At 45.0% G+C, this 25,880-nt stretch carries 28 protein-coding genes and 1 rRNA gene; 21 read left to right on the plus strand and 8 right to left on the minus strand.

Annotation, left to right across the window (positions count from 1 at the left end):
• Positions 1 to 33 precede the first annotated feature (33 nt).
• The gene (gene ampD, locus MWG72_RS13590; RefSeq protein WP_247144272.1) at positions 34 to 624 is read right to left on the minus strand and encodes a 1,6-anhydro-N-acetylmuramyl-L-alanine amidase AmpD; all 591 of its coding nucleotides are present in this window, start codon (positions 622 to 624) and stop codon (positions 34 to 36) included.
• 182 nt (positions 625 to 806) lie between these two features.
• Between ampD and nadC the strand changes: the two genes are divergently transcribed.
• Positions 807 to 1,652 (plus strand): carboxylating nicotinate-nucleotide diphosphorylase, encoded by an 846-nt coding sequence (gene nadC / locus MWG72_RS13595; RefSeq protein WP_247144273.1) that lies wholly within the window; start codon positions 807 to 809, stop codon positions 1,650 to 1,652.
• Between the two features lie 99 nt (positions 1,653 to 1,751).
• On the opposite strand, the gene MWG72_RS13600 is transcribed toward nadC, so the two are convergent.
• Positions 1,752 to 1,952, minus strand: a complete 201-nt coding sequence (locus MWG72_RS13600; protein WP_004729054.1) for a hypothetical protein — start codon at positions 1,950 to 1,952, stop codon at positions 1,752 to 1,754.
• A gap of 180 nt (positions 1,953 to 2,132) precedes the next feature.
• A complete protein-coding gene (rph, locus tag MWG72_RS13605; protein WP_004281238.1) occupies positions 2,133 to 2,849 on the minus strand; it encodes a ribonuclease PH in 717 nt (238 codons plus the stop codon).
• Positions 2,850 to 3,059: 210 nt separating this feature from the next.
• Here rph and MWG72_RS13610 point away from each other — a divergent pair, with 210 nt between their 5' ends.
• Positions 3,060 to 3,761 (plus strand): TetR family transcriptional regulator, encoded by a 702-nt coding sequence (locus MWG72_RS13610; RefSeq protein ID WP_247144274.1) that lies wholly within the window; start codon positions 3,060 to 3,062, stop codon positions 3,759 to 3,761.
• Positions 3,762 to 3,814: 53 nt separating this feature from the next.
• On the opposite strand, the gene MWG72_RS13615 is transcribed toward MWG72_RS13610, so the two are convergent.
• Complete coding sequence (locus tag MWG72_RS13615; protein ID WP_004281236.1) at positions 3,815 to 4,429, minus strand: thiol:disulfide interchange protein DsbA/DsbL; 615 nt, start codon at positions 4,427 to 4,429, stop codon at positions 3,815 to 3,817.
• 227 nt (positions 4,430 to 4,656) lie between these two features.
• On the opposite strand from MWG72_RS13615, the gene ubiG reads away from it, so the two are divergent.
• From ubiG to MWG72_RS13685, 14 genes are all read left to right on the plus strand, one after another.
• Complete coding sequence (gene ubiG / locus MWG72_RS13620; RefSeq protein ID WP_004729050.1) at positions 4,657 to 5,385, plus strand: bifunctional 2-polyprenyl-6-hydroxyphenol methylase/3-demethylubiquinol 3-O-methyltransferase UbiG; 729 nt, start codon at positions 4,657 to 4,659, stop codon at positions 5,383 to 5,385.
• Complete coding sequence (locus MWG72_RS13625) at positions 5,382 to 6,071, plus strand: HAD family hydrolase (RefSeq protein WP_247144275.1); 690 nt, start codon at positions 5,382 to 5,384, stop codon at positions 6,069 to 6,071. The genes ubiG and MWG72_RS13625 overlap by 4 nt, the downstream gene beginning before the upstream one ends.
• 39 nt (positions 6,072 to 6,110) lie before the next feature.
• Positions 6,111 to 6,857 carry a YciK family oxidoreductase gene (locus MWG72_RS13630; RefSeq protein ID WP_005094903.1) on the plus strand — a complete coding sequence of 249 codons (747 nt, stop codon included), beginning with the start codon at positions 6,111 to 6,113 and terminating at the stop codon, positions 6,855 to 6,857.
• A gap of 156 nt (positions 6,858 to 7,013) precedes the next feature.
• The gene (locus MWG72_RS13635) at positions 7,014 to 7,433 is read left to right on the plus strand and encodes a hypothetical protein (protein ID WP_004281232.1); all 420 of its coding nucleotides are present in this window, start codon (positions 7,014 to 7,016) and stop codon (positions 7,431 to 7,433) included.
• A gap of 184 nt (positions 7,434 to 7,617) precedes the next feature.
• Positions 7,618 to 7,773, plus strand: coding sequence for a hypothetical protein (locus tag MWG72_RS13640; RefSeq protein WP_004281231.1), 156 nt, complete (start codon positions 7,618 to 7,620; stop codon positions 7,771 to 7,773).
• A gap of 315 nt (positions 7,774 to 8,088) precedes the next feature.
• Positions 8,089 to 8,475, plus strand: coding sequence for an RcnB family protein (locus MWG72_RS13645; RefSeq protein ID WP_004281230.1), 387 nt, complete (start codon positions 8,089 to 8,091; stop codon positions 8,473 to 8,475).
• 242 nt (positions 8,476 to 8,717) lie between these two features.
• Entirely contained in the window at positions 8,718 to 9,104 is a 387-nt protein-coding gene (locus tag MWG72_RS13650) for an RcnB family protein (protein ID WP_247144276.1), read from the plus strand.
• A gap of 132 nt (positions 9,105 to 9,236) precedes the next feature.
• Positions 9,237 to 10,580 carry an amino-acid N-acetyltransferase gene (gene argA / locus MWG72_RS13655; RefSeq protein ID WP_247144277.1) on the plus strand — a complete coding sequence of 448 codons (1,344 nt, stop codon included), beginning with the start codon at positions 9,237 to 9,239 and terminating at the stop codon, positions 10,578 to 10,580.
• A gap of 333 nt (positions 10,581 to 10,913) precedes the next feature.
• Complete coding sequence (locus MWG72_RS13660) at positions 10,914 to 11,870, plus strand: sulfonate ABC transporter substrate-binding protein (RefSeq protein WP_247144278.1); 957 nt, start codon at positions 10,914 to 10,916, stop codon at positions 11,868 to 11,870.
• 24 nt (positions 11,871 to 11,894) lie between these two features.
• Entirely contained in the window at positions 11,895 to 12,890 is a 996-nt protein-coding gene (locus tag MWG72_RS13665) for an aliphatic sulfonate ABC transporter substrate-binding protein (protein ID WP_247144279.1), read from the plus strand.
• Positions 12,891 to 12,926: 36 nt separating this feature from the next.
• On the plus strand, positions 12,927 to 14,102 hold the full coding sequence (gene ssuD, locus MWG72_RS13670) for an FMNH2-dependent alkanesulfonate monooxygenase (protein ID WP_114542062.1): 1,176 nt from the start codon (positions 12,927 to 12,929) through the stop codon (positions 14,100 to 14,102).
• Positions 14,102 to 14,917, plus strand: a complete 816-nt coding sequence (gene ssuC, locus MWG72_RS13675; RefSeq protein ID WP_180038088.1) for an aliphatic sulfonate ABC transporter permease SsuC — start codon at positions 14,102 to 14,104, stop codon at positions 14,915 to 14,917. The genes ssuD and ssuC overlap by 1 nt, the downstream gene beginning before the upstream one ends.
• Before the next feature lie 21 nt (positions 14,918 to 14,938).
• Positions 14,939 to 15,745 carry an ABC transporter ATP-binding protein gene (locus tag MWG72_RS13680; protein ID WP_247144280.1) on the plus strand — a complete coding sequence of 269 codons (807 nt, stop codon included), beginning with the start codon at positions 14,939 to 14,941 and terminating at the stop codon, positions 15,743 to 15,745.
• A 323-nt stretch (positions 15,746 to 16,068) separates the two neighbouring features.
• Positions 16,069 to 16,689, plus strand: coding sequence for a TetR family transcriptional regulator C-terminal domain-containing protein (locus MWG72_RS13685; protein WP_004281222.1), 621 nt, complete (start codon positions 16,069 to 16,071; stop codon positions 16,687 to 16,689).
• 66 nt (positions 16,690 to 16,755) lie between these two features.
• On the opposite strand, the gene MWG72_RS13690 is transcribed toward MWG72_RS13685, so the two are convergent.
• Positions 16,756 to 17,319: a 5'-methylthioadenosine/S-adenosylhomocysteine nucleosidase family protein gene (locus MWG72_RS13690; protein ID WP_247144281.1), complete on the minus strand. Its 564-nt coding sequence runs from the start codon at positions 17,317 to 17,319 to the stop codon at positions 16,756 to 16,758.
• A 231-nt stretch (positions 17,320 to 17,550) separates the two neighbouring features.
• On the opposite strand from MWG72_RS13690, the gene ribF reads away from it, so the two are divergent.
• The 5 genes from ribF to MWG72_RS13715 all read left to right on the plus strand — a co-directional run bounded on the left by ribF (position 17,551) and on the right by MWG72_RS13715 (position 23,143).
• The gene (gene ribF / locus MWG72_RS13695; protein ID WP_247144282.1) at positions 17,551 to 18,552 is read left to right on the plus strand and encodes a bifunctional riboflavin kinase/FAD synthetase; all 1,002 of its coding nucleotides are present in this window, start codon (positions 17,551 to 17,553) and stop codon (positions 18,550 to 18,552) included.
• A 64-nt stretch (positions 18,553 to 18,616) separates the two neighbouring features.
• The gene (gene ileS / locus MWG72_RS13700; RefSeq protein WP_247144283.1) at positions 18,617 to 21,463 is read left to right on the plus strand and encodes an isoleucine--tRNA ligase; all 2,847 of its coding nucleotides are present in this window, start codon (positions 18,617 to 18,619) and stop codon (positions 21,461 to 21,463) included.
• Complete coding sequence (gene lspA, locus MWG72_RS13705; RefSeq protein WP_004281218.1) at positions 21,456 to 21,995, plus strand: signal peptidase II; 540 nt, start codon at positions 21,456 to 21,458, stop codon at positions 21,993 to 21,995. Before ileS ends, lspA begins: the two co-directional genes overlap by 8 nt.
• On the plus strand, positions 21,988 to 22,470 hold the full coding sequence (locus tag MWG72_RS13710; RefSeq protein ID WP_004281217.1) for an FKBP-type peptidyl-prolyl cis-trans isomerase: 483 nt from the start codon (positions 21,988 to 21,990) through the stop codon (positions 22,468 to 22,470). The genes lspA and MWG72_RS13710 overlap by 8 nt, the downstream gene beginning before the upstream one ends.
• 130 nt (positions 22,471 to 22,600) lie before the next feature.
• Positions 22,601 to 23,143: an NADPH-dependent FMN reductase gene (locus tag MWG72_RS13715; protein ID WP_004281216.1), complete on the plus strand. Its 543-nt coding sequence runs from the start codon at positions 22,601 to 22,603 to the stop codon at positions 23,141 to 23,143.
• 269 nt (positions 23,144 to 23,412) lie between these two features.
• Here MWG72_RS13715 and MWG72_RS13720 read toward each other — a convergent pair whose 3' ends face one another.
• The 3 genes from MWG72_RS13720 to rrf form a co-directional block, all read right to left on the minus strand.
• Positions 23,413 to 23,808: a tautomerase family protein gene (locus tag MWG72_RS13720; protein ID WP_039902475.1), complete on the minus strand. Its 396-nt coding sequence runs from the start codon at positions 23,806 to 23,808 to the stop codon at positions 23,413 to 23,415.
• Positions 23,809 to 24,268: 460 nt separating this feature from the next.
• Positions 24,269 to 25,441, minus strand: coding sequence for a PQQ-dependent sugar dehydrogenase (locus tag MWG72_RS13725; protein WP_247144284.1), 1,173 nt, complete (start codon positions 25,439 to 25,441; stop codon positions 24,269 to 24,271).
• Between the two features lie 191 nt (positions 25,442 to 25,632).
• Positions 25,633 to 25,747, minus strand: a 5S ribosomal RNA gene (gene rrf, locus MWG72_RS13730).
• Positions 25,748 to 25,880: the final 133 nt, after the last annotated feature.

Below are 25,880 nucleotides of genomic sequence, written 5' to 3' on the forward strand. Positions count from 1 at the left end.
ATGAAACTTTTGTCAGAAGTTCATTGCTTAATTTCATCGCTCAAGCGAGCTTGAGGTGTTTTTATAATGCTGTAACTGTGCACGAAAATCAGCCCAGTTAAAATATGGTCCCGGATCGGTCTTGCGGCCCGGTGCAATATCCGAATGTCCGGCAATATGCTGCTGAATCTTGGAATAATGCTGTTGCAGACAGGCCGTGACTTTTACCAAGGCCTGATATTGTTCAGCTGCAAAAGGCAAGTCATCACTACCTTCCAGTTCGATCCCGATCGAATAATCATTACATTCTTTTTTGCCCAAATAGCTCGAGCGGCCGGCATGCCAGGCACGGTCATTGAAATTAACAAATTGCAGTACTTCTCCCGTTCTTAAAATTAGCAGATGGGTCGACACCTGCATCCCTTCAATGGTTTGAAAATAAGGATGTACGGACCAGTCCAGCTGATTCTGAAAAAACTGTTCAATATAACCACCGCCAAACTGTGAAGGTGGCAGGCTGATATTGTGAATCACCAGCAATTGAATCTCGGTCTGTTCTGGCCGCTGATCAAAATTGGGAGACGGGATTTGACGTGCACCGATTAGTTGCCCGTCCTTGACCTGAAACTCAGCTGCCTGTTGCATAAAACCGTTCTCCCCAAAAATAAAATCTGCAAGATCAGCATTGCAGCCGGCTTCATGCTAAAACTTTCAAGGAGAAATCTCAATTCATCCCAGCAAACTGGATGAAAAATCGCTCATCTTTTATGTAACGGTGCTAAGATAAGGCGCAATTTTCACGGCTTAAAAAAGATACGGAAATACTCATGCGCATATCTCAAGCTTTGCTAGACCAGTCCATTCAGATCAATATTCAACAAGCACTTTCAGAAGATATCGGTGAAGGCGATATTACCGCCCTGCTGACCCCTGAAGATGAACAGGCCACTGCCACCATCATCAGCCGTGAAGACATGGTCTTGGCTGGTCAGCCTTGGGTGAATGCCTTGATTCAGGCCTATGATCCAAGCATTGAAGTGAGCTGGCTGAAAAATGATGGCGATCATGTTCAAGCCAATGAAGCATTTTTAAAACTGGCCGGATCTGCGCGCAGCTTACTCACCGTGGAGCGCCCTGCGCTAAACTTTGTCCAGACGCTGTCTGCGGTTGCGACTAAAACCTCCCATTATGTCAAAGAGCTGCAAGGTTTAAACACCAAATTATTAGATACCCGTAAGACGCTGCCGGGCCTGCGTATCGCACAAAAATATGCCGTAGCCATTGGTGGTGGTCAGAACCATCGTCTGGGCCTGTTCGATGCCTTTTTAATTAAAGAAAATCATATTATGGCAGCGGGTGGTATTGCGCAGGCGATTGCCAAGGCCCATCAAATTGCACCGGGTAAGCCTGTCGAAGTTGAAGTTGAAACCTGGGATGAACTAAATCAGGCACTCGAAGCCCAGGCTGATATTGTAATGCTGGATAATTTCAGTCAGCAGCAAATGATTGATGCAGTGCAACACGTAGCTGGTCGCTGCAAACTGGAAGCCTCTGGCAACATCACCATTGATAATTTACGTGAAGTCGCGAGTACCGGCGTAGATTATATTTCTATGGGTGTATTGACCAAAGATATCAAAGCCATTGATCTGTCGATGCGTTTCAATGCTTAAACCTAAATGGGATAGATGACCGTAGAGGGTGCGAAGCACCCTTTTTTATTTTTAGAAAATTTTTTTGCGTATATTTTGCTCAATTTTCTATTTTAGACCTTAATCATCATCGTCGTCCCGATTATCTCGGCGATCGCGGTCATCATCGTCACCATCACGGTCGTTATATCTTCCGTTATCCTCATCACGATCCTGATTTAACACTGAACGCTCGTCATCTTCACGATTATTGCCCCAGTCACAGGCAGCAGTTAATCCAAACACGCCCAGCAATGAAATTGCACAAAGCCACTGTTTCATGCCGCATTCCTCATTTTGATCTCGCCTGATCCAATATCGATGCAAAACCGGTTCAGATATAGCCGATTCATGTCGGATTTTTGTGATGAAGCTTTGTGATGCAGTTTCTCATACAGTAATTGCTGAAATTTCAGGCATAAAAAAACGCATCCGTAGATGCGTTTCTCAACATGGGATGAATTACCAGCCTAAAGCTTCTTGCTGTTTTTTCACCAGTTCCTGAATGCCTTTCTCAGCCATTTCCAGCATGGCATTCGATTGTGCGCGGGTAAATGGCTTATCTTCTGCAGTACCTTGAATTTCAATAAATTCACCGGCCTGAGTCATCACCACGTTCAAATCGGTTTGACAGTTTGAATCTTCTTCATAGCAAAGATCCAGTAATACTTCATCTTTAAAAATGCCCACAGAAACTGCAGCCACCAAACCTTTTAATGGATCATGTTTGATTTTTTTTCTTTCCAGCAAGACGTTCATGGCATCGACCAAAGCCACCGCAGCACCCGTAATCGCTGCAGTACGGGTACCGCCATCAGCCTGAATCACGTCACAGTCGATAGTAATGGTATTTTCACCGAGTTTTTTCAGATCGACCATTGAGCGCAAGCTACGACCAATCAGACGCTGAATTTCCTGGGTACGGCCACTCTGTTTGCCACGTGCCGCTTCACGGTCACTACGGGTATGGGTTGAACGTGGCAACATGCCATATTCAGCCGTCACCCAGCCCTGGCCCTGACCTTTGAGGAAACGCGGTACAGAACTATCCACACTAGCGGTACAGAGTACTTTGGTATGACCAAATTCAACCAATACAGAGCCTTCCGCATAACGTGTATAGTTACGGGTAATTTTCACTTCACGTAATTGATCTAATGCTCGTTGGTCGATACGCATAATAAGTCCTGTATGGGTTCAAAATAATTGCGGCTCAGTATAGCAGAAGCCTTTGCCAAGATTAGGCAGCCGGGCGATTCATTTACAAAATCAATGCATCAGCTCGCTACGAGTTGTCGAAATTCTGCCGATCTGTGGCACTACGATTTAATTTAATTTTTGCTAGACTAAAACTCCCGATAAGGGAAGCCGGTGATAGGAAACCCATTTATGTCCTTACGTGAAGATCGCAAGCAGCAAAGTCATCAGGCGTTACTCGATGCGACACTGGCATTCAGCAGTCAGGGCCGCGCTTTCAGCACGATCAGCCTACGTGAAGTTGCGAATGCAGTCGGACTGGTGCCGACGGCATTCTATCGGCATTTTCAGGATATGAACCAGTTGGGTCTGGAATTGCTGGATCAGGTTGCGATTCATATCAAGGGCGTACTCAATCAGCTGGGACAGGCTTATTTGTATCAGCCGAATACCCGAACCCACACCGGGCTGGAACTATTTTTTCAGGGCGTCGAATACCATCCTGAACCCTGGATTTTTTTTGTGGCAGAACGTTGGGGCGGTTCGGACGTATTACGTGCCGGCATTGAACGGGAAATTCATTTTCTGGCTGAAGATGTCATGCATGAACTGGCCAAGATGCAATCTACCCGACATATTCAGGCGCCACAGGACTTGCAGGCTCTGGCACAGATGCTGATTGAGCTGTCCCTGAACTGGGCCATGGGCTGGATTCATCTGCAGCATCAGGCTGATCCAGAGCTGCGCCGCGCCCAATCCAATGCCTTTAAAACCCAAAGCCTATTACAGATGCAGCTCTTGCTGCGTGGCATTTTGCACTGGTACCGGCGACCTGCCGAAACAGTTGAAACCGCAAGCCCTGTGTTCAATGAAGCGGTCACTCCTCCGGTCTAAATAAAAAAAACCTGCATCATGATGCAGGTTTTTTACTGATCGTCAGTTCAGACTTATTTGGCTTTACGCTCTTTTTCGATCAGGTAATTCACCACCTGAATGACTTTGGCATCATTACCTTGCACAATATATTTACCATTCACGGTCACTGCCGGAACACCACTTAACTGATACTGAGCAGCCAGATTTTTGGCTTGGGCAATTTTCGAAGTGATCGGGAAAGATTTATAGGTGCTGTTAAATTTTGCTTCAGGAATACCATAGCGAGTATAGAACTTAGCCAGTTGTGCCTGTTCTAAAATTGGACGTTGCTTGTCATGAATATCATGGAATAATTGTAAATGTGCTTTTTGACGCACACCCAATGCTTCAGACACATAATAAGCACGTGCTGCCTGTTCCCAGAGTGGATTCATTGCAGCCGGCGTACGTACAAAACGTACATCTTTTGGTAATTTTTTCAACCAGCCCTGCATATGTGGTTCAAGCGCGAAACAGTGACCACAGCCGTACCAGAAGAATTCACGTACCTCAATTCTGCCCGGTTTTTCGACTTTGACTGGTTTTGCAACCACCTGATAGTCCTGACCTGCCACAAAATTGGCCATAGCATTGCCTGAAAAGGCCAAAACAGATGCGGCAACAGCGCCTAAAAGGAATTTTTTCATTCGGATTATCGTCCTCTAAATCATTATGCTTAGTTTATGTGTTCACTATAAATCAATTATGCCGGTTTCGTTTTCATTCTGTGAACTTTTTTGCTGCTTTTATCGCTTTTTCTGCCAGAATCGCTACACTAAACCATCGGACTGATTTTCAAGGTTTTAAATCAGTTTCTCTGGCCATTCGGCACATATATATTTTTAGCTAATCATGACTGATTGAGGTGACACCGATGTCGCAATTGAATGTTGATCCACAAGAAATTGCCAAGTTTGAAGCATTTGCAGCTATATGGTGGGATCAGCATTCCGAGTTCCGCCCCTTGCACATGATTAATCCACTGCGTTTAAACTGGATTGATGAACATGCCGGAGGCCTGAGCGGCAAAAAAGTGCTGGATGTCGGCTGTGGTGGCGGTATTCTGGCCGAAAGCATGGCGCGACGCGGTGCCGATGTACTCGGGATTGATATGGGCGCAGCCCCTTTAAATGTGGCACGCATCCATGCCGAACAGGAAGGTGTGAACAATATTGAATATCGTCAGGTGCCGGTTGAGCAACTGGCAGAGGAACAGGCTGGCCAATATGACATCGTGACCTGCATGGAAATGCTAGAGCATGTGCCAGATCCGGCATCGATTATTCAGGCCTGTCACAAGCTGGTCAAGCCAGGTGGTCATGTATTCTTCTCGACCATTAACCGTAATCCAAAGTCCTATTTATTTGCGATTATCGGGGCAGAATATGTCTTGCGCATGCTGGCCAAAGGCACCCATGATTACAGCAAATTTATCAAGCCGTCTGAACTGGCACATGATATTCGTAACGCTGGTTTAAAGCTCAAAGACATGACCGGTCTGCACTATAATCCGCTGACCAAGCGTTATTGGCTGGCACCGAATGTTGATGTGAACTACATGGTTTATACCGTGAAAGATAGCGCAGCAGAGACCACAGCATGAAAGCCGTTTTATTTGACCTAGATGGAACCCTGATTGATACCGCTGCCGATTTTATCCGAATTATCCAGCAGATGTGCCGTGAAGAAGGCCGCCCACTGGTTGCACCCGAGCTGATTCGTACCCAGGTCTCCGAAGGCGCTCGCGCTATGGTGAAACTGGTTTATCCGGAACTGCAACTAGAAGATCCGGTCTTTCTGCAACACCGTCAGCGCTTTCTGGACATGTATGGCGCAGATATTGCGGTCGATACCGATCTGTTTGACGGCATGTATCCTTTGTTGGAACAGCTTGAAGCCCACGATATTCCTTGGGGCATTGTGACCAATAAACCGCGCTGGCTCAGTGAAGCTTTATTGCAAGCGCTGAATCTGAGTGAACGCTGTGCGGTGCTGGTGTGCCCGGAAGATGTGACACGCACTAAACCTGATCCTGAACCAATGTATCTGGCAGCCCAGCAACTGAATCTTGCCGCGGAAGACTGTATCTATGTCGGAGATCATCCCCGAGATATTGATGCCGGCCGTCATGCCCAGATGCTGACCATTCTGGCTGCTTATGGTTATTTGCCGTTGCAATACAAAGACGATTTAAACGCCTGGCAGGCCGACCATATCGTGCATACTGTGACAGAATTACATCAATTGATTCAGACACTAGTACTGAAGCAGCATACTGCGGTATCTTGAACGCTTAACACTAAATAATAAGAAGTGAGGAGGTAGATAATGAAATATTCAGCATATCAACCTCGCCCCGATCTGCTCAAGGATCGTATCATCCTAATCACAGGTGCGGGCGATGGCATTGGACGTGCAGCAGCAATCAGTTATGCCTTACATGGCGCAACTGTGGTGCTGCATGGGCGTACCTTAAACAAACTCGAAGTCATTTATGATGAAATTGAAAGTTTGGGTGCGCCGCAACCTGCCATCTTGCCGCTACAACTATCGAGTGCGTCAGAACGTGATTATGAGCTTTTGCTCGATACGCTAGACCGTCAGTTTGGTCGTCTGGACGGCATTCTGCACAATGCCGGCATTTTAGGCGAACGGGTTCCCTTGGCGGATTATCCGGTCAATGTCTGGGATGATGTGATGGCGGTCAATCTGCGTGCACCCTTTGTCATGACCCAAGCGCTGTTACCGTTATTATCCAAATCCGAACATGCTTCTGTGGTTTTTGCCAGCTCAGGTGTAGGCCGCGAAGCCCGCGAACGCTGGGGTGCGTATTCGGTTTCTAAAATTGCTATTGAAGCGGTAAGTCAGTTATTTGCCAAAGAGCAGGTACATCCGAATATCCGTTATAACTGCATCAATCCCGGGGCAACGCGGACTGCCATGCGCGCCAAGGCCTATCCGAATGAAGATCCGAAAACCCTGCCTACCCCCGATTCAATCATGCCGGCTTATCTATATTTGATGGGTAATGACAGCCTGCATATGAATGGCCAGAGTATTGATGCACAGGATTAAATTATTCTGTCTGTCATTCAGGGAGCAATCGCTCCCTTTTTATTTCATTTTTAGTCATATTCAGCGCATAAATCTTAAGTAAGTTCACCCCGCTCGCATTGAGTTTCATTAAAATAACAGCATACTAAGCCCCACTATATTTCACTCGAGTGCATCATGACTGAATTAAACAATATTACGGTGACCCATTTAGACGATGGCATGGTGTCGCTGCTGATTGATCAACAGCCTATTTCAGAGAAATACGGCACCAAGTTTGAAGCCAGTATCGTGGATGACATCAAAGCACTCGAAAATGCTCAGAAACTCAAATTGTTCGAGCAATTTGTATTTTCACATCAGGATCTGAATTTTGAACATGCCTATTATTATGTGACTGGCATTGAAAAATTAGACGACAGTTATCGTCTGGCCAAGCATTTTGTTTATCGCATTAAAATTGAAGGTCAGCCAGAAATCGAACATGTCATCAGCAATCAGGGCAAAGCCATGACGGCCGAGGATGTACGTGCCTTTATTCAGGCGCATGTGCAGAAATCACTCAACGATTATACTGACCTGAACTACGCTTATTAAAAGTCGGGTCATTGAATAATCTTGGGCACTTTTCGATAAAGTGCCCTTTTTTTCTTAAAATCCTGCAAAAAATAACAATAAATCGGATTTACATATTAAATATATAAAATTATACGGTTTTCCAAATTAAACTGATTGGACTATGCTTTCTTGAATCACAGATAGATCAAATCAGGAGCGCAGCATGGCTGACCAAAAACGTAAAATTGAAACAATTCACCGGATTGAACAGTTGCAGTTATCTGAAGCATTGATTGTGGCACTCGATGACGCCCTACAAGCTGAATCCGTGGCTGACGCGATTCAGTCCTTGCAAGGTTTGGCAGAGCAATGGAATTAATCTCAAACTAAACCGGCAAAATTCTTTGTCGTTTCATTAAATCATGAACTTTTTTCTCGCTGACTCAATGCTGTTTTTTTGAGCTAAATCATCGATTTTCGCTTGCATGTTGGCCCTTGCTTTGATGAGATAAGGACATGGCTCGGTAGGCTACTTTATAGAAGTGATGCCGTCGCATATAGTCATGTAAAAACATGACATCATCATAATATCTCTGCATTTGTTATAAAAATTGTGCCTGTTCTTCACAGTTTCTCTGCAATTTTTCCGTACATTAGGTGCTGTAGAAGATGAACAATTTAATGAGGGTTCAACATGAAAAAGGTTTTGGTGGCACTGGCAATTTCTTGCAGTACATTCATGCTGAGCAATGTCGTCATCGCTGCCCCTCATTTCAATGATGAATCCCGTATGGATTCACGTCATGGTCATGACAAGAAGAAAGCCCGTGAGTTCCGAGAGGAAGATCAGCAGGATAACCGCCGTATGCGTGAAGAACGCGGGGTGAAACGCCTGCAACAGTTACGCTGGCAGCCGGGTTATGTGATGCCGCAGCATTATCGTGGCAATGGCTATAAAGTTGAATATAAAGACCATCGCCTGCCTCGACCTGACCGCAAGCAGCAATGGTACAAAGTCAATAATGACTATATTCTGGTGGATTCTGAAAACAACAGCATTATCCGGATTGTGGGTGACTAGTTCATAAGTGCATTCAAAGTTAATCTTCTTTAAGGCCCAACGATGTTTGGGCTTTTTTATTTCACTGGCTGAAAATTTTTAACCCAAAATCTCGCGGCTTTTCCAGTTTTCAAACTGCGTGATTCATCTACTAAATTTCTTCATGAATTTAACAATTTAACTAAATAGCCCTCACGCTTTCTATGTACTTGTTCGCTAATTTAGTCTCATCGAAATTAGATATACATCTTAAGGTGAGAGCCATGAAAAAAGTCTTAACTACAATCGCGTTATCTCTAAGTGCTTTGTTAGCTACTTCTGCAATGGCAGCACCACAGCATGACTCGCGTTATGACCATAATTCGCATAAATCAGCGCCACACTGGAATGCCAAAGATAGCAAGAAATGGAATGACGACCGTCGCTGGAATGATGACCGCCGTCATAACAACCGTATGGTCAACCCAAGCCGTGACTGGCGCGTAGGACAAACTTTACCTCGTCAATATGACAACAACCGTTTTGAAGTCAGTGATCGCGAAGCACGTCGTTTACCAAATACCGGCCGTTTCCAGCAATGGTACAAAGTCAACAATGACTATGTTCTAGTGAATGAACGTACCAGCAAAATTGTACGAATCATTAACTAAGCTTTCTCCATTACTGCTCGTCTTGCAGACACCTGAAGCCCCCTTCAGGTGTTTTTTTATATCTACACTTCCACTTGCATTTTTTTTCATTAGAATCAAAGCTGGATCTTCAATCATTGAAATGGGCACAGCATGACTTCAGCAGAAACGTCACAAAGCACAACTTTGCAATATGTGCACTGGTTTCGCCATTCTGCGCCTTATATCAATGCGCACCGCAACAAAACCTTTGTAATCATGTTTGATGGCGAAGCCGTCTTAAATGATAACTTTCAGCATATTATTCACGATATCGCCTTATTACATTCTTTGGGGATTCGGCTGATTCTGGTACATGGTGCACGTCCGCAAATTAACCAGAATCTGGCTCAAAGCCAGATTACGACGCCTTTTTACCAGCAGCGTCGGGTCACCACACGTGAATCTTTAAGCTGTGTGATGAATGCCGTCGGTTCGATCCGCCTACAAATTGAAGCACTGCTGTCTATGGGACTGGCCAACTCGCCGATGTATGGCGCCCGGATTGATACCGTTTCAGGGAATTTTATCACTGCCAAGCCGTATGGGATTCGTGATGGTATTGATTTTCAACTGACCGGTGAAGTGCGTGCAGTTGATACTGACGCGATTCAGCGCCATCTGGACAGTCATAATATTGTGGTGCTTGGCCCGACTGGTTATTCCACAACAGGAGAAGTCTTTAATCTGCTGGCTGAAGAAGTTGCTACCAAAACTGCGATTCGCCTCAAGGCAGATAAACTGATTTTTCTCGGTAAGCAGCATGGCCTGATGGACAGTAACGGTCAGCTCAAACGTGAAGTGACACCGCAACAGCTGGATGATTTTATTCCGGTCGAGCAAGATGCACTGGAAAGAGGATTACAATTAAAAGCCGCACAGGAAGCCTCCATGAACGGCGTACATCGGGTGCATCTGATTTCTTATGCCTATGATGGTGCCCTGCTGGAAGAACTTTTCACCCGTGATGGTTCCGGCACTCTGGTCACTGACGCGCATTATGAAGAAGTGCGGATGGCCGATATTCAGGATGTAGGCGGTCTGATCGGTTTGCTGCGTCCACTGGAAGAAGAAGGCATTCTGGTTTATCGTTCGCGTGAACGTCTGGAAAATGAAATCAACCAGTTTGCCGTAATCGAACGGGACGGCATGATTCTGGCCTGTGCCGCCCTTTATCCGATTCCGACTACGGGTGATGAATTGCGTTCTGCAGAAATTGCCTGTGTTGCGGTACATCCCAGTTATCGCAAGTCTAATCGGGGTAGCCAGATCCTGCATTATCTAGAAGAAAAAGCCAAAAGCATGCAGATTCAGCGACTGTTTATTTTAACTACCCGCACCGCGCACTGGTTTCTGGAACAAGGCTTTGAACCGGCTTCAGTCGATGACCTGCCGGATGCCCGTCAGGCATTTTACAATTATCAACGTAATTCAATTGTTTGCAAAAAGTCACTTTAAAGTGGCTTTTTCTTTCAGTGCTTTAGCTTAATTTTAGATAAAGATATCTGGCAATCTCGCTTTAAATTTTAAAATTCTATTACTGGTTTTTAGCTAAACATATCAATAGATTAGATTTAAAAAAATAACTATAAATTTCATAAGTTTGATTAATTTAAATATTAAATCTTCATTTTTATATAAATCACTTTTCTGCATAAGTTTTGCGCTTTTTTATTTATCTTTTTTCTTCATTAGAAATTCCTGAATAGTTATTTTTTTAGAAAAACAAAAACGATTAGCGTGTGTCTAAGTTTTCATTCACTAGCTTTTCACTTTCGGGAGTTTTGATTCATGCGCCAATCTCATGTTCAGTTTTTAACAAAGACTGCGGTACTCGGTACCGCGATGGCTGGTGTCATGATGCTTTCAGGCTGCTCGAAAAAAGAAGAGACCATTACCCTGAATATCGGTTTCCAAAAATACGGCATATTACCTATTTTAAAAGAACGCGGCACGCTGGAAACCAGCTTAAAACAGCAAGGGGTCAATGTGAAATGGGTAGAATTTCCGGCCGGCCCACAACTGCTTGAGGGCCTGAATGTTGGCAGCGTCTCTTTTGGTGAAGCCGGTGAAGCACCGCCAATTTTTGCCCAGGCGGCCAACTCAAATCTGGTCTATGTGGCCAATCAGCCGCAAGCGCCTAAGGCAGAAGCCTTAATTGTACCGAAAGATTCGCCGATTCAGTCTATTCAAGATCTGAAAGGCAAACGGGTAGCCCTGAACAAAGGTTCAAACGTGCATTACTTACTATTAAAAGTTCTGGAAGCCAACCAGCTTGGCCTTGATAATATCGAAGTGATCTATTTACCACCTTCCGATGCACGTGCTGCATTTGAACGTGGTGCAGTCGATGCTTGGGTGATCTGGGATCCGTTCTTTGCAGCTGCTGAACATCAAATTGGTGCGCGTGTCATTGCCAGCGGTGAAAATGTGGTGAGCAATCATCAGTTCTATCTGGCAGATCGCAAGTTCGCAGAAAGCCATCCTCAGGTGGTACAGGCGGTGGTCAACGAACTGAATCTGACCACGGACTGGGTGGCAAAAAATCAGGACGCTGCCGCTCAGCTCCTGCAAAAACCGACAGGTCTGGCCGTCGATGTCTTGAAAACCTCTATTTCACGCATGGGCTTTGGCGTTAAACCTCTCAGCACTGACGTGATTCAAAAACAGCAACAAGTCGCCGATGCATTTTATGCGCAGCAGCTGATTCCACAAAAGCTGAATATTGATGCAGCAATTATTAAATAACAGCAGAATAATTCGAGAATAAAGATGAGTCATTTAAAAACAGTTTCTTATATCAGTTTAGCGTTATTGAGCTTTAGTCTGACTGGCTGTCAGAAACAGGAAGCACAGCAAAAGACTGCTGCAGACACCAAAGCAACACAACCGGTAAAAACCATTGCGATTGGCTTTCAGAAATCAGCCTTGAATCTGCTGGTGGCACGCGATGAAAAGCTATTAGAACAACAATTCCCGAATGCCAAAATTGAATGGAAAGAGTTTCCGGCAGGTCCACAAATGCTGGAAGCCTTAGCGGTCGGTGCAGTGGATTATGGCTATGTGGGAAATACTCCGCCTATTTTTGCACAGGCGGCAGACAAAACCCTGAGCTACGTGGCCTTTGAAAAAGTGGCGGGAAATTCTTTGGCCGTGGTCGTGCCGAAAGACAGTGCGATTCAAAACATTCAACAGTTGAAAGGAAAACGGATCGCGGTTCAAAAAGGTTCAAGTGCCCATGAACTTCTGGCCAAAACTCTGGAAAAAGCAGGATTGGAGTGGTCAGAGATTCAAGCCATTTGGCTTCCCCCTGCGGATGCACGTGCTGCTTTTGACAAAAAAGCCATTGATGCCTGGGCAATCTGGGATCCCTTCCTGGGTGCAGCCGAGTTCGACAGCAAGGTTAAGGTGCTGATTGAATCTAGTGACTTTCCACAAACCTACTCCTTTTATATCGGCAATCCCGAATTTATTCAGAAGCATCCGGATAGCCCCGGGAAGTTTATCCAGGCTTTAAATGCATCTGACCAGTGGATTCTTAAAAACCAGGCTGTAGCTCTAGATATTTATCAGAAAAGTACCGGTCTGAAACCGGATGTAGCGAAGATTGCATTTGAGCGTCGTCTTAAACCTTCGCCGGTACAACCATTAACGACGGAAGTGATCAAAGCTCAACAGAATATTGCCGATCTCTTCCAGCAGGTTCAACTGATTCCCAAAACCATCAGCGTCCAGCAACAGATCTGGTCGCCAGCGGCCACACATTGATGAGCAAACAAGATCATTTAATTTAAGGAATATTACATGAAAATTTTCTGGTTTATCCCCACTCATGGCGACAGTCGTTACTTAGGCACCAGCAAGGGCGCACGTGTTGTAGATCATGCCTACATGAAGCAGATTGCCGTTGCCGTGGATAATCTTGGTTATGAAGGTGTCCTGATTCCGACTGGCCGTTCTTGTGAAGATCCATGGTTAACTGCAGCCAGCCTGATTGATGCGACCAAAAAATTAAAATTCCTGGTGGCATTGCGTCCAGGCGTGACCACGCCGGCACTGGCTGCACGTATGGCCGCGACCTTTGACCGCTTGTCTAATGGCCGAGTACTGCTGAATCTGGTGACTGGCGGTGACGAGCAGGAGCTAAAAGGTGATGGCGTCTATGAAGATCACACAACCCGTTATAAAACGGCGACCGAATACACCACCATCTGGCGTGAAATTTTAAAACGCTCACATACCGGTGAAAGCTTTAGTTTCCATGGCGAACGCTTAAGTGTCGATGATGCAAAATTGCTGTATCCACCCATTCAGCAGCCGCATCCGCCTTTATGGTTTGGTGGCTCATCGGATGATGCCATTGAGCTGGCCACGGATCAGGTCGATACTTACTTGACCTGGGGCGAGCCACCGGCAGCAGTCAAAGAAAAAATTGCAGTGGTAAAAGCCAAGGCTGCAGCTAAAGGTCGTGAACTGAATTACGGGATCCGTTTACACGTGATCGTACGCGAAACCAATGAGCAGGCCTGGGCGGCGGCTGAAGAACTGATTCAATATGTGGATGATGCCACTATCGCTGCAGCCCAAGCCAAGTTCAAATCCATGGACTCGGTCGGTCAGCGCCGTATGGCAGAACTGCACAATGGCGATCGCAGCAAACTCGAAGTTTCTCCAAACCTCTGGGCAGGTGTGGGTCTGGTTCGTGGTGGTGCAGGTACGGCACTGGTCGGCGATCCGGAAACTGTCGCTGCACGTATCCAGGAATATGCCGATCTGGGGATCAGCACCTTTATTTTCTCAGGCTATCCACATCTGGAAGAATCCATCCGTTTTGCAGAACTGGTATTCCCTTTACTTCCACTGGAAACCCAGCAAAAACTCACTCAACCAAACTTGACCGGTCCATTTGGCGAAATCGTGGCGAACAACTACACACCGGACGAGAACAAGCAGGCTGAGAAAATTAAGGAGTTTGCTTAATGTCAAAAGTCGTTTTCGTTGAAACCTTGACCCAAAAGCAGGTTTCACGTGGAACAATTCTGGGGCAGCATCTGCTGCCCTGGCTGGTTCCAATTTTTTTGATTGCAGTTTGGCAAATTGCCTCTAGCACAGGCCTGCTGGAAAGCCGGATTCTGCCTGCACCGAGTGCCGTGGTTTTAGCCTTCTGGAATTTATTGCTCAGCGGTGAACTGTGGACGCATGTGCAAGTCAGTGCAGGACGTGCCATCAGCGGATTATTGGTAGGTGGTGGTTTGGGCCTATTGCTGGGTCTGTTAAATGGTTCATCCAAAACTGCCTCTACCCTGCTCGACACCACCTTGCAGATGATCCGCAATATTCCTGCACTGGCACTCATTCCCCTAGTCATCTTATGGTTCGGGATTGATGAATCTGCCAAATTGTTTCTGGTGGCGATTGGGGTATTTTTCCCGATTTATATCAATACCTATCATGGGATTCGTTCCGTCGATCCGCAATTGATCGAGATGGGCAAAAGCTATGGCTTAACTCGCTGGCAACTGTATAAAGAAATTATTCTGCCGGGTGCGATGCCGTCAATTCTGGTCGGACTGCGTTTTTCTCTAGGTCTGGTCTGGGTATTGTTAATCGTGGCCGAAACCATTTCCGCCCAGTCTGGTATTGGTTATATGACCATGAATGCACGTGAATTTTTGCAAACTGACGTGGTTCTGGTAGGTATTTTATTGTATGCCCTGCTCGGCAAACTGGCCGATGTTCTGGCCGTGGCCTTAGAGCGATTCCTGCTGCGCTGGCATGCCGGCTATCAAAAATAAAGAATAAATGAGGAGCATGTGATGACTGATCTCAGTTTAGGGCGTCATGCCAATGACCCGATTGTGCCACTGGACCAACCTGCGGCAGAGATCAATCCTGCTGCAGTGATCGGTGCCGAAATTATCATTGAACAGCTGCACAAGTTTTACGGTTCGGTCAAGGTTTTGGAAGATCTGGAACTGCATATCCAGCCGGGTGAATTTCTGGCAATTGTCGGTCGCAGCGGTTGTGGTAAAAGTACCTTATTGCGCCTGATTGCCGATCTGGAACAGCAAAGCTACGGCGAAATCAAGTTCAAGTCAGCCCGGCATATCCGTGAAGGCATTACTGCCGATGATATCCGAGTGATGTTTCAGGACCCACGCCTGCTGCCTTGGCGTAGCATCGAACAGAATGTACAGTTAGGCTTGGGCAAAGAGCAGCATGCCAAAGCCTCGCAAATGCTGGAAAAGGTCGGACTCAAAGAAAAAGCCGGACTGTGGCCTTCACAGCTTTCTGGAGGACAACGGCAACGTACCGCCTTGGCGCGGGCATTATCGCATCAGCCGCGTATTCTGCTACTGGATGAGCCACTCGGCGCCCTGGATGCCCTGACACGTCTGGAAATGCAGAACCTGATTGAACGTCTCTGGACCGAGCAAGGCTTTACCGCCATTCTGGTCACGCATGATGTCAGTGAAGCAGTGCAATTGGCAGACCGGATTATCTTGCTGGACAAAGGCCATATTGCCAAAGAATTTCGGGTCGACTTACCTCGTCCCCGGCAAAAAAGTGTGACATTTGCAGAACTGGAACAGCAGGTCTTGCAGGCAGTTTTAGCGACCTGAATACCCAATCCAACCCAAAATCGCGCATGGTTTTGGGTCTTATTTTTATAAAAAATACTTTTATCTCCATAAGAATACATTTTCATCAGATTCATTTCAGTATTATTCTTCTCTTCAATTGATGAAGAAAAAAGATGAATAAATGAAGTATTTTCAGAAACTTGAATTTTTCTCCTGGTATAGATGCATTTAGCCTGTTTAAAATATTGATCTAGAGAATAAATCATCATTATTCAAAAAATTAGCCTGTGACTGTGTGCACAAATCTGATGATTTGCCGTACAATTGAGGATTCCCTTTTTCATTGTTTTTTATATTTGCTAATGGAACAAAAAAAGAGTACTCAAAAACGCAATCAGCTGCTAAATGCTGCACTAGACGTATTTTCCCTATATGGTTTTAATGGGGCAAGTCTGGATGAAATCGCACAAATTGCAGAAATGCATAAGTCGAATATTTTCTATTATTATGAAAATAAAGAAGCCCTGTATGTCGAGGTATTAACCACCGTTCTACAAAAATGGCTGGCGCCTTTACAAACCCTGGAAGCTGAACTTGAACCTGAAGAAGCGATCACCAATTATTTGATGCAAAAAATTGAAGTGTCGCGTACCCAGCCTAAAGCATCTCGTTTATTTGCTTTGGAGGTGATTCAAGGTGCACCGCATATTCTGGAAATTTTAAAAGGTCCGCTGAAAAAACTGGTCAAGCGTAAAGCCAAAGTAATTTCCAACTGGCAAGAGCAAGGCAAGATTTCTGCAGATATTGATCCTGAGTTACTGATTCTGAATATTTGGGCGATTACCCAGAACTATGCAGACTTTGCCACTCAAATGGAAATGGTCACGGGTAAAACTTTGCGTAACCGCAGCATGCAGCAACGCATTATCCAGCATACGGTACACATGATGTTATACGGCGTGATTCCACGCACGGATAAATAAGCAAGCGCTTCTGATTGGCACACGACCATAGCTGCTATGGTCGCCGAGCAAACTTGACCTTCCTATTTATTTTACCATTTGATATAAATCTAATAATTTTTTCGCACCCAATAACAGATTTTCTTCCCAATCCAGATGCGCAGTCTCATTGGCTCCATCACTAATGTATTTCACTGAAATCAGCCGAACGCCCAGCTTTTTACAGACTTTGGCCAAGGCATAGCCTTCCATATCGACCAAATTACACGCCACTTTTGAAATACCGGTTTCAAAGCTGTCGCCTGTGCCACAAATCCCTTTCGGCAAATGGTCAAAGTAAGACTCCAGCTCAATCGCACCCGGGAAATGCTGATCCATCGGGGTCATACCGACCTCAAAGCCGAGGGGTGAAACATCCATATCACGCTGTACAAATTGCGTGACTTCAACCAGTTCATGCGCATTGAAATGCGAACTCCCCGCGCTACCCAAATTCAGCAAGGTATTGCAACCAGTATTCTGAATCACCTCAAAGGCTTTAAAGGCCGCGTTGACTTTACCAATCCCGCTGTAATGCACCTGAATGCCTTCTGCTTCAAACAAGCCTTTGGATTCATTGGGTAGAGCCATGATGAGCGCCAGATCGGACATTCGAAACACCTGATATCAAAAAAAACCCTGACATTAGAAAACAAAACCGGCTGAATGAAAAGCACCAGTGCTCTGATCAAACATACTTAGTGCGTAGAAAAACCAGCCGACTCAATTCCAAGTAAGATGAATTTTCAAGAAAAATATTGCATAAAAACACAACAGCAAGACGAAAGCGCGAGATTATGGCAATATATAGCCTCTCGATATTTCTAAGCACTTGATTTGCCCATGCAGCTGCTCCGTCTAAATGCTTTAGCCTCTCATTCTGAATTACCCAAAACTGCCGTGACCATCGGTAATTTTGACGGCGTGCATTTAGGCCATCAGGCGATGATCCGTCAGCTGCAACAGGTGGCCAAAGCACAGGGTTTAAAATCTGTAGTGATGATTTTCGAGCCGCAACCACTTGAATACTTTCAGGGTTATGATGCTCCACCGCGTATTTCATCATTGCGTGAAAAAGTTGAATATCTGACTGAACTGGGTGTGGACTATATCGCAGTGGCGAAATTTGACCATACTTTTCGCAGCCTGACTGCAGAAGCTTTTGCCGACATTTTAAAAGAAAAACTGAATGCCCGGCATCTGGTCTTAGGCGATGATTTTCACTTTGGTAAAAACCGCCAAGGCAACAGCGAATTCCTGCGCAATTACGGGTTTGAAGTGACCAATTTAAATACCATTGCTCTAGATGGTGAACGGGTCAGTTCCACCCGGATTCGCCAGACCTTGCAAGCTGGTGATTTAGCCTTGGCCGCACAATTGCTGGGTCGTCCTTATAGCATTACTGGGCGGGTGCAATATGGCAATCAGATTGGTCGAACCATTGATTTCCCGACCATTAATGTACGGCTCAACCGTCATAAGCCCTGCCTGAAAGGAATTTATGGGGTGGAAGTCATTTGTGAAACCCAATCCTTAAAAGACAAAGTAAAAGCCGACTCTGCAACGCAAACCGGTATTGCGGGTTATGACCCGACTGCCCTGTTTGGGGCAGGTCATGTCGGCACACGTCCAGCCATCAAACAAGCACACCCAGAGTGGCGATTAGAAGTACATTTTCCAGATGTTTCTGCTAATCTGTATGGCCTGTTGATGCGGGTGACGTTCTTAAACTATTTACATGGCGAAAAGGACTATCCTTCGCTTGAAGCGCTAAAAGCCGGAATTGATGATGATGTCGAGAAACTGCTTGAGTTTCGTCGAAATCACCCCACATTTCCCTTTTAATATCCCATATTTTTATTGTAAAACGTGTCAGTGACATAACTGATTAGATTGGAAGACGACTTGCATGAGCGATAAGCAAACTCCTGAAAATGCAGTGGACTATAAAGCCACGCTAAACCTCCCAGGTACTGACTTTGCAATGAAAGCAAATTTGGCAGTACGTGAAGCGAAATGGTTAGAAGAGTGGTATGCCGACAACATTTATCAGCAGATTCGTGAATCGCGTATTGGCAAGAAAAAATACGTGCTTCATGACGGCCCTCCTTATGCCAATGGTCAAATCCATTTGGGTCATGCGGTCAACAAAGTACTCAAAGACATCATTATCAAAAGCCGTGTCATGGATGGTTTTGATGCGCCATATGTACCGGGTTGGGACTGTCACGGTTTGCCAATCGAACTGAAAGTCGAAGAAAAAGTCGGTAAAGTCGGCGTAAAAGTTGATGCTTCAACTTTCCGTAAAGCGTGTCGTGAATATGCCTACACCCAAGTTGAGCTTCAAAAGAAAGACTTCGTACGTATGGGTGTGTTCGGTGATTGGGACAATCCTTACCTAACGATGAACTTCAAACAAGAAGCCGACATCGTACGTTCACTGGGTGCAATCGCGAAAGCAGGTCATATCGAGCCAGGTCTTAAACCAGTCAACTGGTGTCTGGACTGTGGTTCATCATTGGCTGAAGCTGAAGTTGAATATGAAGATAAAAAATCGGATGCAATTGATGTCGGTTTCACTGTTGTTGATTTAGCTGATTTGTCTGCTCGTTTAGGCGTAGACGTTGCTGATCGTACCGATATCGTGATCTGGACCACAACACCTTGGACGATGCCTGCCAACCAAGCGGTTGCATTACATGCTGAGCTTGAATACCAACTGGTGAAAGCAACAGCCGAAGATAAAGCTGCACAAAACTTCATTTTGGCGAAATCATTGGTTGAGTCTGCGACTCAGCGTTATGGCTTTACTGCGTTTGAAGTGCTTGCTGAATTCACAGGTGCAAAACTTGAGAATTTAGTTCTTCGACATCCTTTAATTGCTGAACGCCAAGTGCCAGTGATTTTGGGTGAACATGTCACCGATGCGAGCGGTACAGGTGCTGTACATACTGCACCGGGTCACGGTGTGGACGACTATAAAGTTGGCTTACAGTACAACCTCAAAGTCGAAAACCCAGTCGGTGGTAATGGTGTGTATTTACCAACTTCGCCAATCTTCCCGGGCGAGCATATCTACAAAGCCAATCCAAAAATTATTGCAGCATTAACTGAAACAACCAAGCTTTGGGCACATGTAGTGATCAAGCATAGCTACCCGCATTGCTGGCGCCATAAAACCCCGATTATCTTCCGTGCGACCCCACAATGGTTCATCAGCATGGATGCCAAAGGTCTGCGTCAAAATGCACTGAATGCGATTGAAAACGATATCAGCTTTGTACCGGACTGGGGTAAAAACCGTATCCAGGCGATGATTGAAGGTCGTCCGGACTGGTGTATTTCACGTCAACGTACTTGGGGTGTGCCAATTCCGTTCTTCGTACACAAAGACACCAATGAATTGCATCCGCGTACGCCTGAACTGATCGAAGAAGTTGCCAAACTGATTGAACAAGAAGGCATTGATGGCTGGTACAACCGTGATGCATCTGAGTTTATCGGTGCGGATGCTGAGCAATATAATGCAGTTCGTGACACCTTAGATGTCTGGTTTGACTCTGGTACAACGCACTATGCGGTACTGCGTGAACGTGAAGAACTGACTGATCCTGCTGATTTGTACCTTGAAGGTTCAGACCAGCACCGTGGCTGGTTCCAGTCGTCGTTATTGACCTCGATTGCGATTAACGAACGTGCGCCATATAAAGGTCTATTGACTCACGGTTTCGTCGTGGATGAAAAAGGCCGCAAGATGTCCAAGTCGATCGGTAACGTGATCACGCCGCAAGACATCATTAAAGATATGGGTGCGGATGGTTTACGTTTCTGGATCGCCTCTGCGGATTACCGTTATGAAATGACCGCTGGTAAAGAAATCTTTAGCCGTGCCTCTGACGGTTATCGTCGTATCCGTAACACGCTTCGTTTCTTGCTTGCTAACCTGAATGGCTTCAAACCATCAACAGATGCGCTTCCTGTAGATCAATTGATCGCGCTGGATCAATACATTCTGCAACGTGCATCTGAAGTGCAAGAAACCATTAAGAAAGCATACGAAGATATGAACTTCCATATCGTAACGACTGCTCTGACTAATTTCTGTATCAATGACTTGGGTAGTTTCTACTTAGACATTATCAAAGATCGTCAATACACCACGAAAGCGGATTCGCAAGCACGTCATTCTGCACAAACTGCGTTGTATCACCTGGTACAGGCATTCGTGCGTTGGATGTCACCAATCTTAAGCTTCACTGCACAAGAAGCTTGGCCGTTAATCCCTGAACAATCAGAGAAATACGTGTTCACGGCTGAATGGTATGACATTCCTGTGGCTTCAACTGCAAATGTAATATCTGAAGCTGAATGGCAAACGCTCATTGCTGTGAAATCTGCAGTAAACAAATTCATTGAAACTGCACGTACAGCAAAAACTGTCGGTTCTAACTTGTCTGCCAAAGTTGAACTTTGGGCAAATGCTGAATTAAAAGCAGTGCTAGATAAGTTAAGTGATGAGCTTCGTTTCGTCCTGATCACATCACAAGTGCTGGTGAATGAGTTTGATGCGGCACAAGGTGAAGCGTCTGATCTTGAAGGCTTGAATGTGAAAGTTTCAGCAGCTGATGGCGAAAAATGCGTACGTTGCTGGCATGTATTACCAGATGTAAATACACATTCTGCACATCCTGGTCTATGCGGTCGTTGTATTATCAACCTTCCTACAGGCCAAGGCGAAGAGAGAAAATATGCCTAATACCCACACCAAAAAGGGCTTATTCCAGTTCTATCCACATAATTTATGGTGGGTTGGACTGGCCATTCTGGCGATCATTCTGGATCAATGGACCAAATGGATTGCAGTGACAAATCTGAACTATGCAGATCCTGTTCCTGTGCTGCCCTTTTTAAATTGGACATTGCTACATAACTATGGCGCTGCCTTTAGTTTTCTGTCCGATGCCGGTGGTTGGCAACGCTATTTCTTTACTTCACTGGCAGGTTTAGTGTCTGTAATCTTTGTGTTTTGGCTGATGCGCATGCCAAAAGACATGAAAATTTTACCATTGGCGATTGCCCTGATTCTGGGTGGTGCCATCGGTAATTTAATCGACCGGGTCAGCCTTGGCTATGTAGTCGATTTTATTCATGTGTATTACCAGAACAGCCACTTCCCTGCGTTCAATATCGCAGATAGTGCTATTACTGTAGGCACTATTCTGATGCTGATTGATACCTTTTTCTTAGAAAAACATCGAATTCAACGGGCGCAAGCACAACATGACTGATTTTATTCATCCTAACGAAGAAACCCGGGTTGCAGACGGTTCTAAAGTCGAGCTGCACTTTTCTGTCGCAATCGAAAATGGCGTGGAAATTGACAATACCCGTAGCCGTGAAGAACCGGTCAGCCTGGTGATTGGTGATGGCAATTTACTGCCTGGTTTTGAAAAAGCATTGTTTGGTTTACGTGCCGGTGACCGTCGTACGGTGAGCCTGCCGCCAGAAGATGCTTTTGGTCCATGGAATCCAGAAAACATCCAGAAATTTGATACGGTGAAGTTCGGAGAACGTCCGATCGAAGGTCACATGATCGAGTTTGAAGACAAAGCCAAAGCCACCCTGTATGGCGTGGTGAGATCGGTGAATGATGACATCACTGAAGTGGACTTTAACCATCCATTGGCAGGCAAAAACATCACCTTTGAAGTGGAAATCTTTAAAGTGACACCTGCGGGTCAGCAAGGCATTAAACTGATGTAAAACCTCAGCTAATTAACTGATTTTAAAAAAGCTCCTTCGGGAGCTTTTTATTTTCCGGATACAAATCATCTCTAGTCACCTTCCTGAAATCTGATTAATTTGATGATCAGACCCGAAGAAAGGATGAAACATGAAAATTTATATTGTGGTTGGGAGTGTTCGTGAGGGACGTACTGCGATTAAAGTGGCGCACTGGGTACTGCAGGAAATTAAAAGTTATGCCTTTAGCACTTTGGAAACTGAAATTGTCGATCTAAAAGAATGGGATCTTCCGCTATTTTCTGGTGCCCATCCCCCATTGACCGGGATTTATGATCAGCCCAAACAGCAAGATTGGGCCGACAAGATTGCGCTTGGCGATGCCTTTATTTTTGTCACGCCTGAATACAATCATGGCTATAGCCCTGCCCTGAAAAATGCCCTGGATTATCTCGGCAAGGAATGGCAAGGCAAACCGGCAGCTTATATTGGTTATGGTGCGACCAACGGATCACGTTCGATTGACCAGATTCGTCAAGTCGGCACTCAACTTGGACTGGTAGATACCAATGCCGTGATCGAAATCCGTGACATCTTTGCACGCAACAAAGATTATTCCTTCCAAGGCAATGAATTTGATAATAAAAACTTAAAAGCTGTAGTGGATAGACTGATTCAATATGTCAGTGCTTAATAACTGGACGACAGCCCTGTACGTTTTAGCCTACATGCAGCGCAGAGTTTAGCCGCTATGCGGTCGTTTTATGCGAGGCTATAGTCAAGTACATAGACAGACAGGAAGTCTGCTAAGCGATACGACAACAATAAAAAGCGCCAATCAACAGGACGTTGACAGATTAGACAGGAGTCAGATCTGAAAAGCAAATCCAGAAAAGCCTCGACAGGATGTTGAGGCTTTTCTGTTTAAACTTTAGGTTTAACTAGAGTAGTGATCGGAATTCATCAAACATCAACCTTAAAGCCGAGATCAACATCACAGGCGGCCTGCCCTCCCCGGATCTCCCAATTTTCTAGTGCACTTTCTCTCAGATGAATCAGAATATGATCTGCAGGAATGCCGATTTCTCCGAGACTTTTGACCATCTGCTGATACAAATTGCGCTTGGTCTCCAGACTGCGGCCAGCAAAACAGTCAATACTGATCAAGGTAAAATATTCAGGCTGAGCTAAATGGCTCATATAATGAAAACGATGCGCTTCATGCACGACCAGACGAATATTACGATCATATTCAGGCAGCTGAAAGGCAGTTTTCACACAATGAAATACGCTGTTAAGCAATTGTTCCTCAACTGCTTGAGGATATTGTTGCCGAACTTCAATTTGAATCGTAGGCATAGGAGTTTCCTTTTTATTATTTTATGGACGTTTTTATTTATATCAGTTGATGCATATCAAAAGAGTTTTCTCTCGCTAACATACAGCAAAATCATCACCGCAGTTTATGATTTGGTCAGATGATCATTTTGAAACAGTATTTTTAAAATTATCTTTTAAAATTCGGCTGTCGGCTTTGACCCACAATCCATGCAGTTAAACTGCCCTATTGCGTTGTATCGCTTCAGGCTATATTCAGATCATACCAAGACAGGAAGTCTTGTAAGAAAAATAAAAAAATTCACGTAGCAGGATGCTGATCGGTATAACAGACATTATACCTTTAACAGAATATGAAAAGGCCTTCACAGGATGTAGAGGCCTTTTTCTTTCATGCCAGCATCAGCTTAAAAAAATTTTTATTCAGATGGTCAGCTTATTCAATATTTCATATTTAGATAAGCATCCTAAAAGCAGAGGATTAAGGTGCTGTCATTTTTAACAGAGCTGCTTGCGGACCATCTTGAATCACCCACAGTGAACCATCCTGTGCCTGAGCAACCCCGCGAATCCGCTCTTTCATATCCAGACGCTGAACTTCTTTCACTGGGGTCTGGTTCGTATCCACAATCACAATCGCCTTGGAAGACAGACCGGTCGCAATCGCCTTATTTTTCCATTGCGGGAAGACATTAGCCGTATAAAATATTAAATCTGAAGGAGAAATTACCGGAGTCCAATCCAGTGCCGGGGCTTCAAATTCAGGTCGGGTACTGTGATCAGGAATGGGCTTGCCATCATAATGATTGCCATTAGACACTAACGGATAACCATAATTTTTAGCTTTGACAATCTTGTTCAGTTCATCGCCGCCTTTCGGTCCCATTTCGATCACCCAAAGCTGCCCTTTCGGATCAAAAGCCATGCCTAGAGGATTACGGTGTCCAAGACTCCAGACCTGCTGAGCAATTTTACCCTGAGTCATAAACGGATTATCGGCAGGGATTGAGCCATCATCATTCAGGCGAATAATCTTACCGGCATTAGATTGCATGTCCTGTGCAGGGTTGAATTGCTGACGTTCTCCTGAACTGATCCATAACTTACCATCCGACCCAAATACAATCCGATGGGCATAATGTCCCTGGCCAGAAAATTTCGGCACTTGCGTCCAGATCCGTTTAATTTGTGTCAGTTGAGGGGTGGCTTGATTTAAATCCAGTTTGCCACGGATTACCACTGCACCATATCCACCCTGGCCTTGTTCGGCATAACTCAGATATACCCACCGATTCTTTGCAAAATCTGGATGTAAGGCCACTTCACCTAAACCACCCTGGCCTCCATATGCGACTTGAGGTATGCCTTTAACTTCAATTTTTTTCTTGGTGTTTGGATCAAAGAGCTGCAATTTTCCTTTACGCTCAGTAACCAATAGCCGGCCATCATTTAAAGTAGTAATCGCCCATGGTTCATTAAATTGAGCAACCTGTTCGGTCTTATATTTTTGCAAGTTTGAAGAGACTGCATCCGATTTGGCAGCTGATGTAGAGGTCTCTTGAGTACTTCTAGAAGATGAATTCTCTGCATGACAGGCAGTAAACGCTAAAGCACAACAACTGAGTAGAATTTTTATTTTAAATTGCGACAACATTATCTTCTCCATACTGATTTATTGTTCAAATTAAAATCAAGATACAGAATTCCTGATGTAAATTCAGCAGAGAAAGGTAAATAGATACATTTTAAAAGCTATAAAACGATTTAATTTTGAAGTTTTATTTATATTTTTTACACATAAAAAAATCCCCCTCCGCCAAGGCAGAGGGGGATTTTGGAATAATGAGCTGGCGATGACTTACTCTCACATGGGTAATCCCACACTACCATCAGCGCTAAGAGGTTTCACTTCTGAGTTCGGGAAGGGATCAGGTGGTTCACTCTTGCTATGGTCGCCAGCACAACTGTTTATGGATACTTGCTAGGTCTTATTGAGATGCCTTGCTTTCTACCAAATAGAATTCATTAACAGATTTATCTGAGTTGGATAGTTTGTTCGTTTAGCGTAACTAAATCAAGTCACTTTGTTTAAT

It is taken from the genome of Acinetobacter lwoffii, assembly GCF_022967985.1.
GTDB lineage: Bacteria > Pseudomonadota > Gammaproteobacteria > Pseudomonadales > Moraxellaceae > Acinetobacter.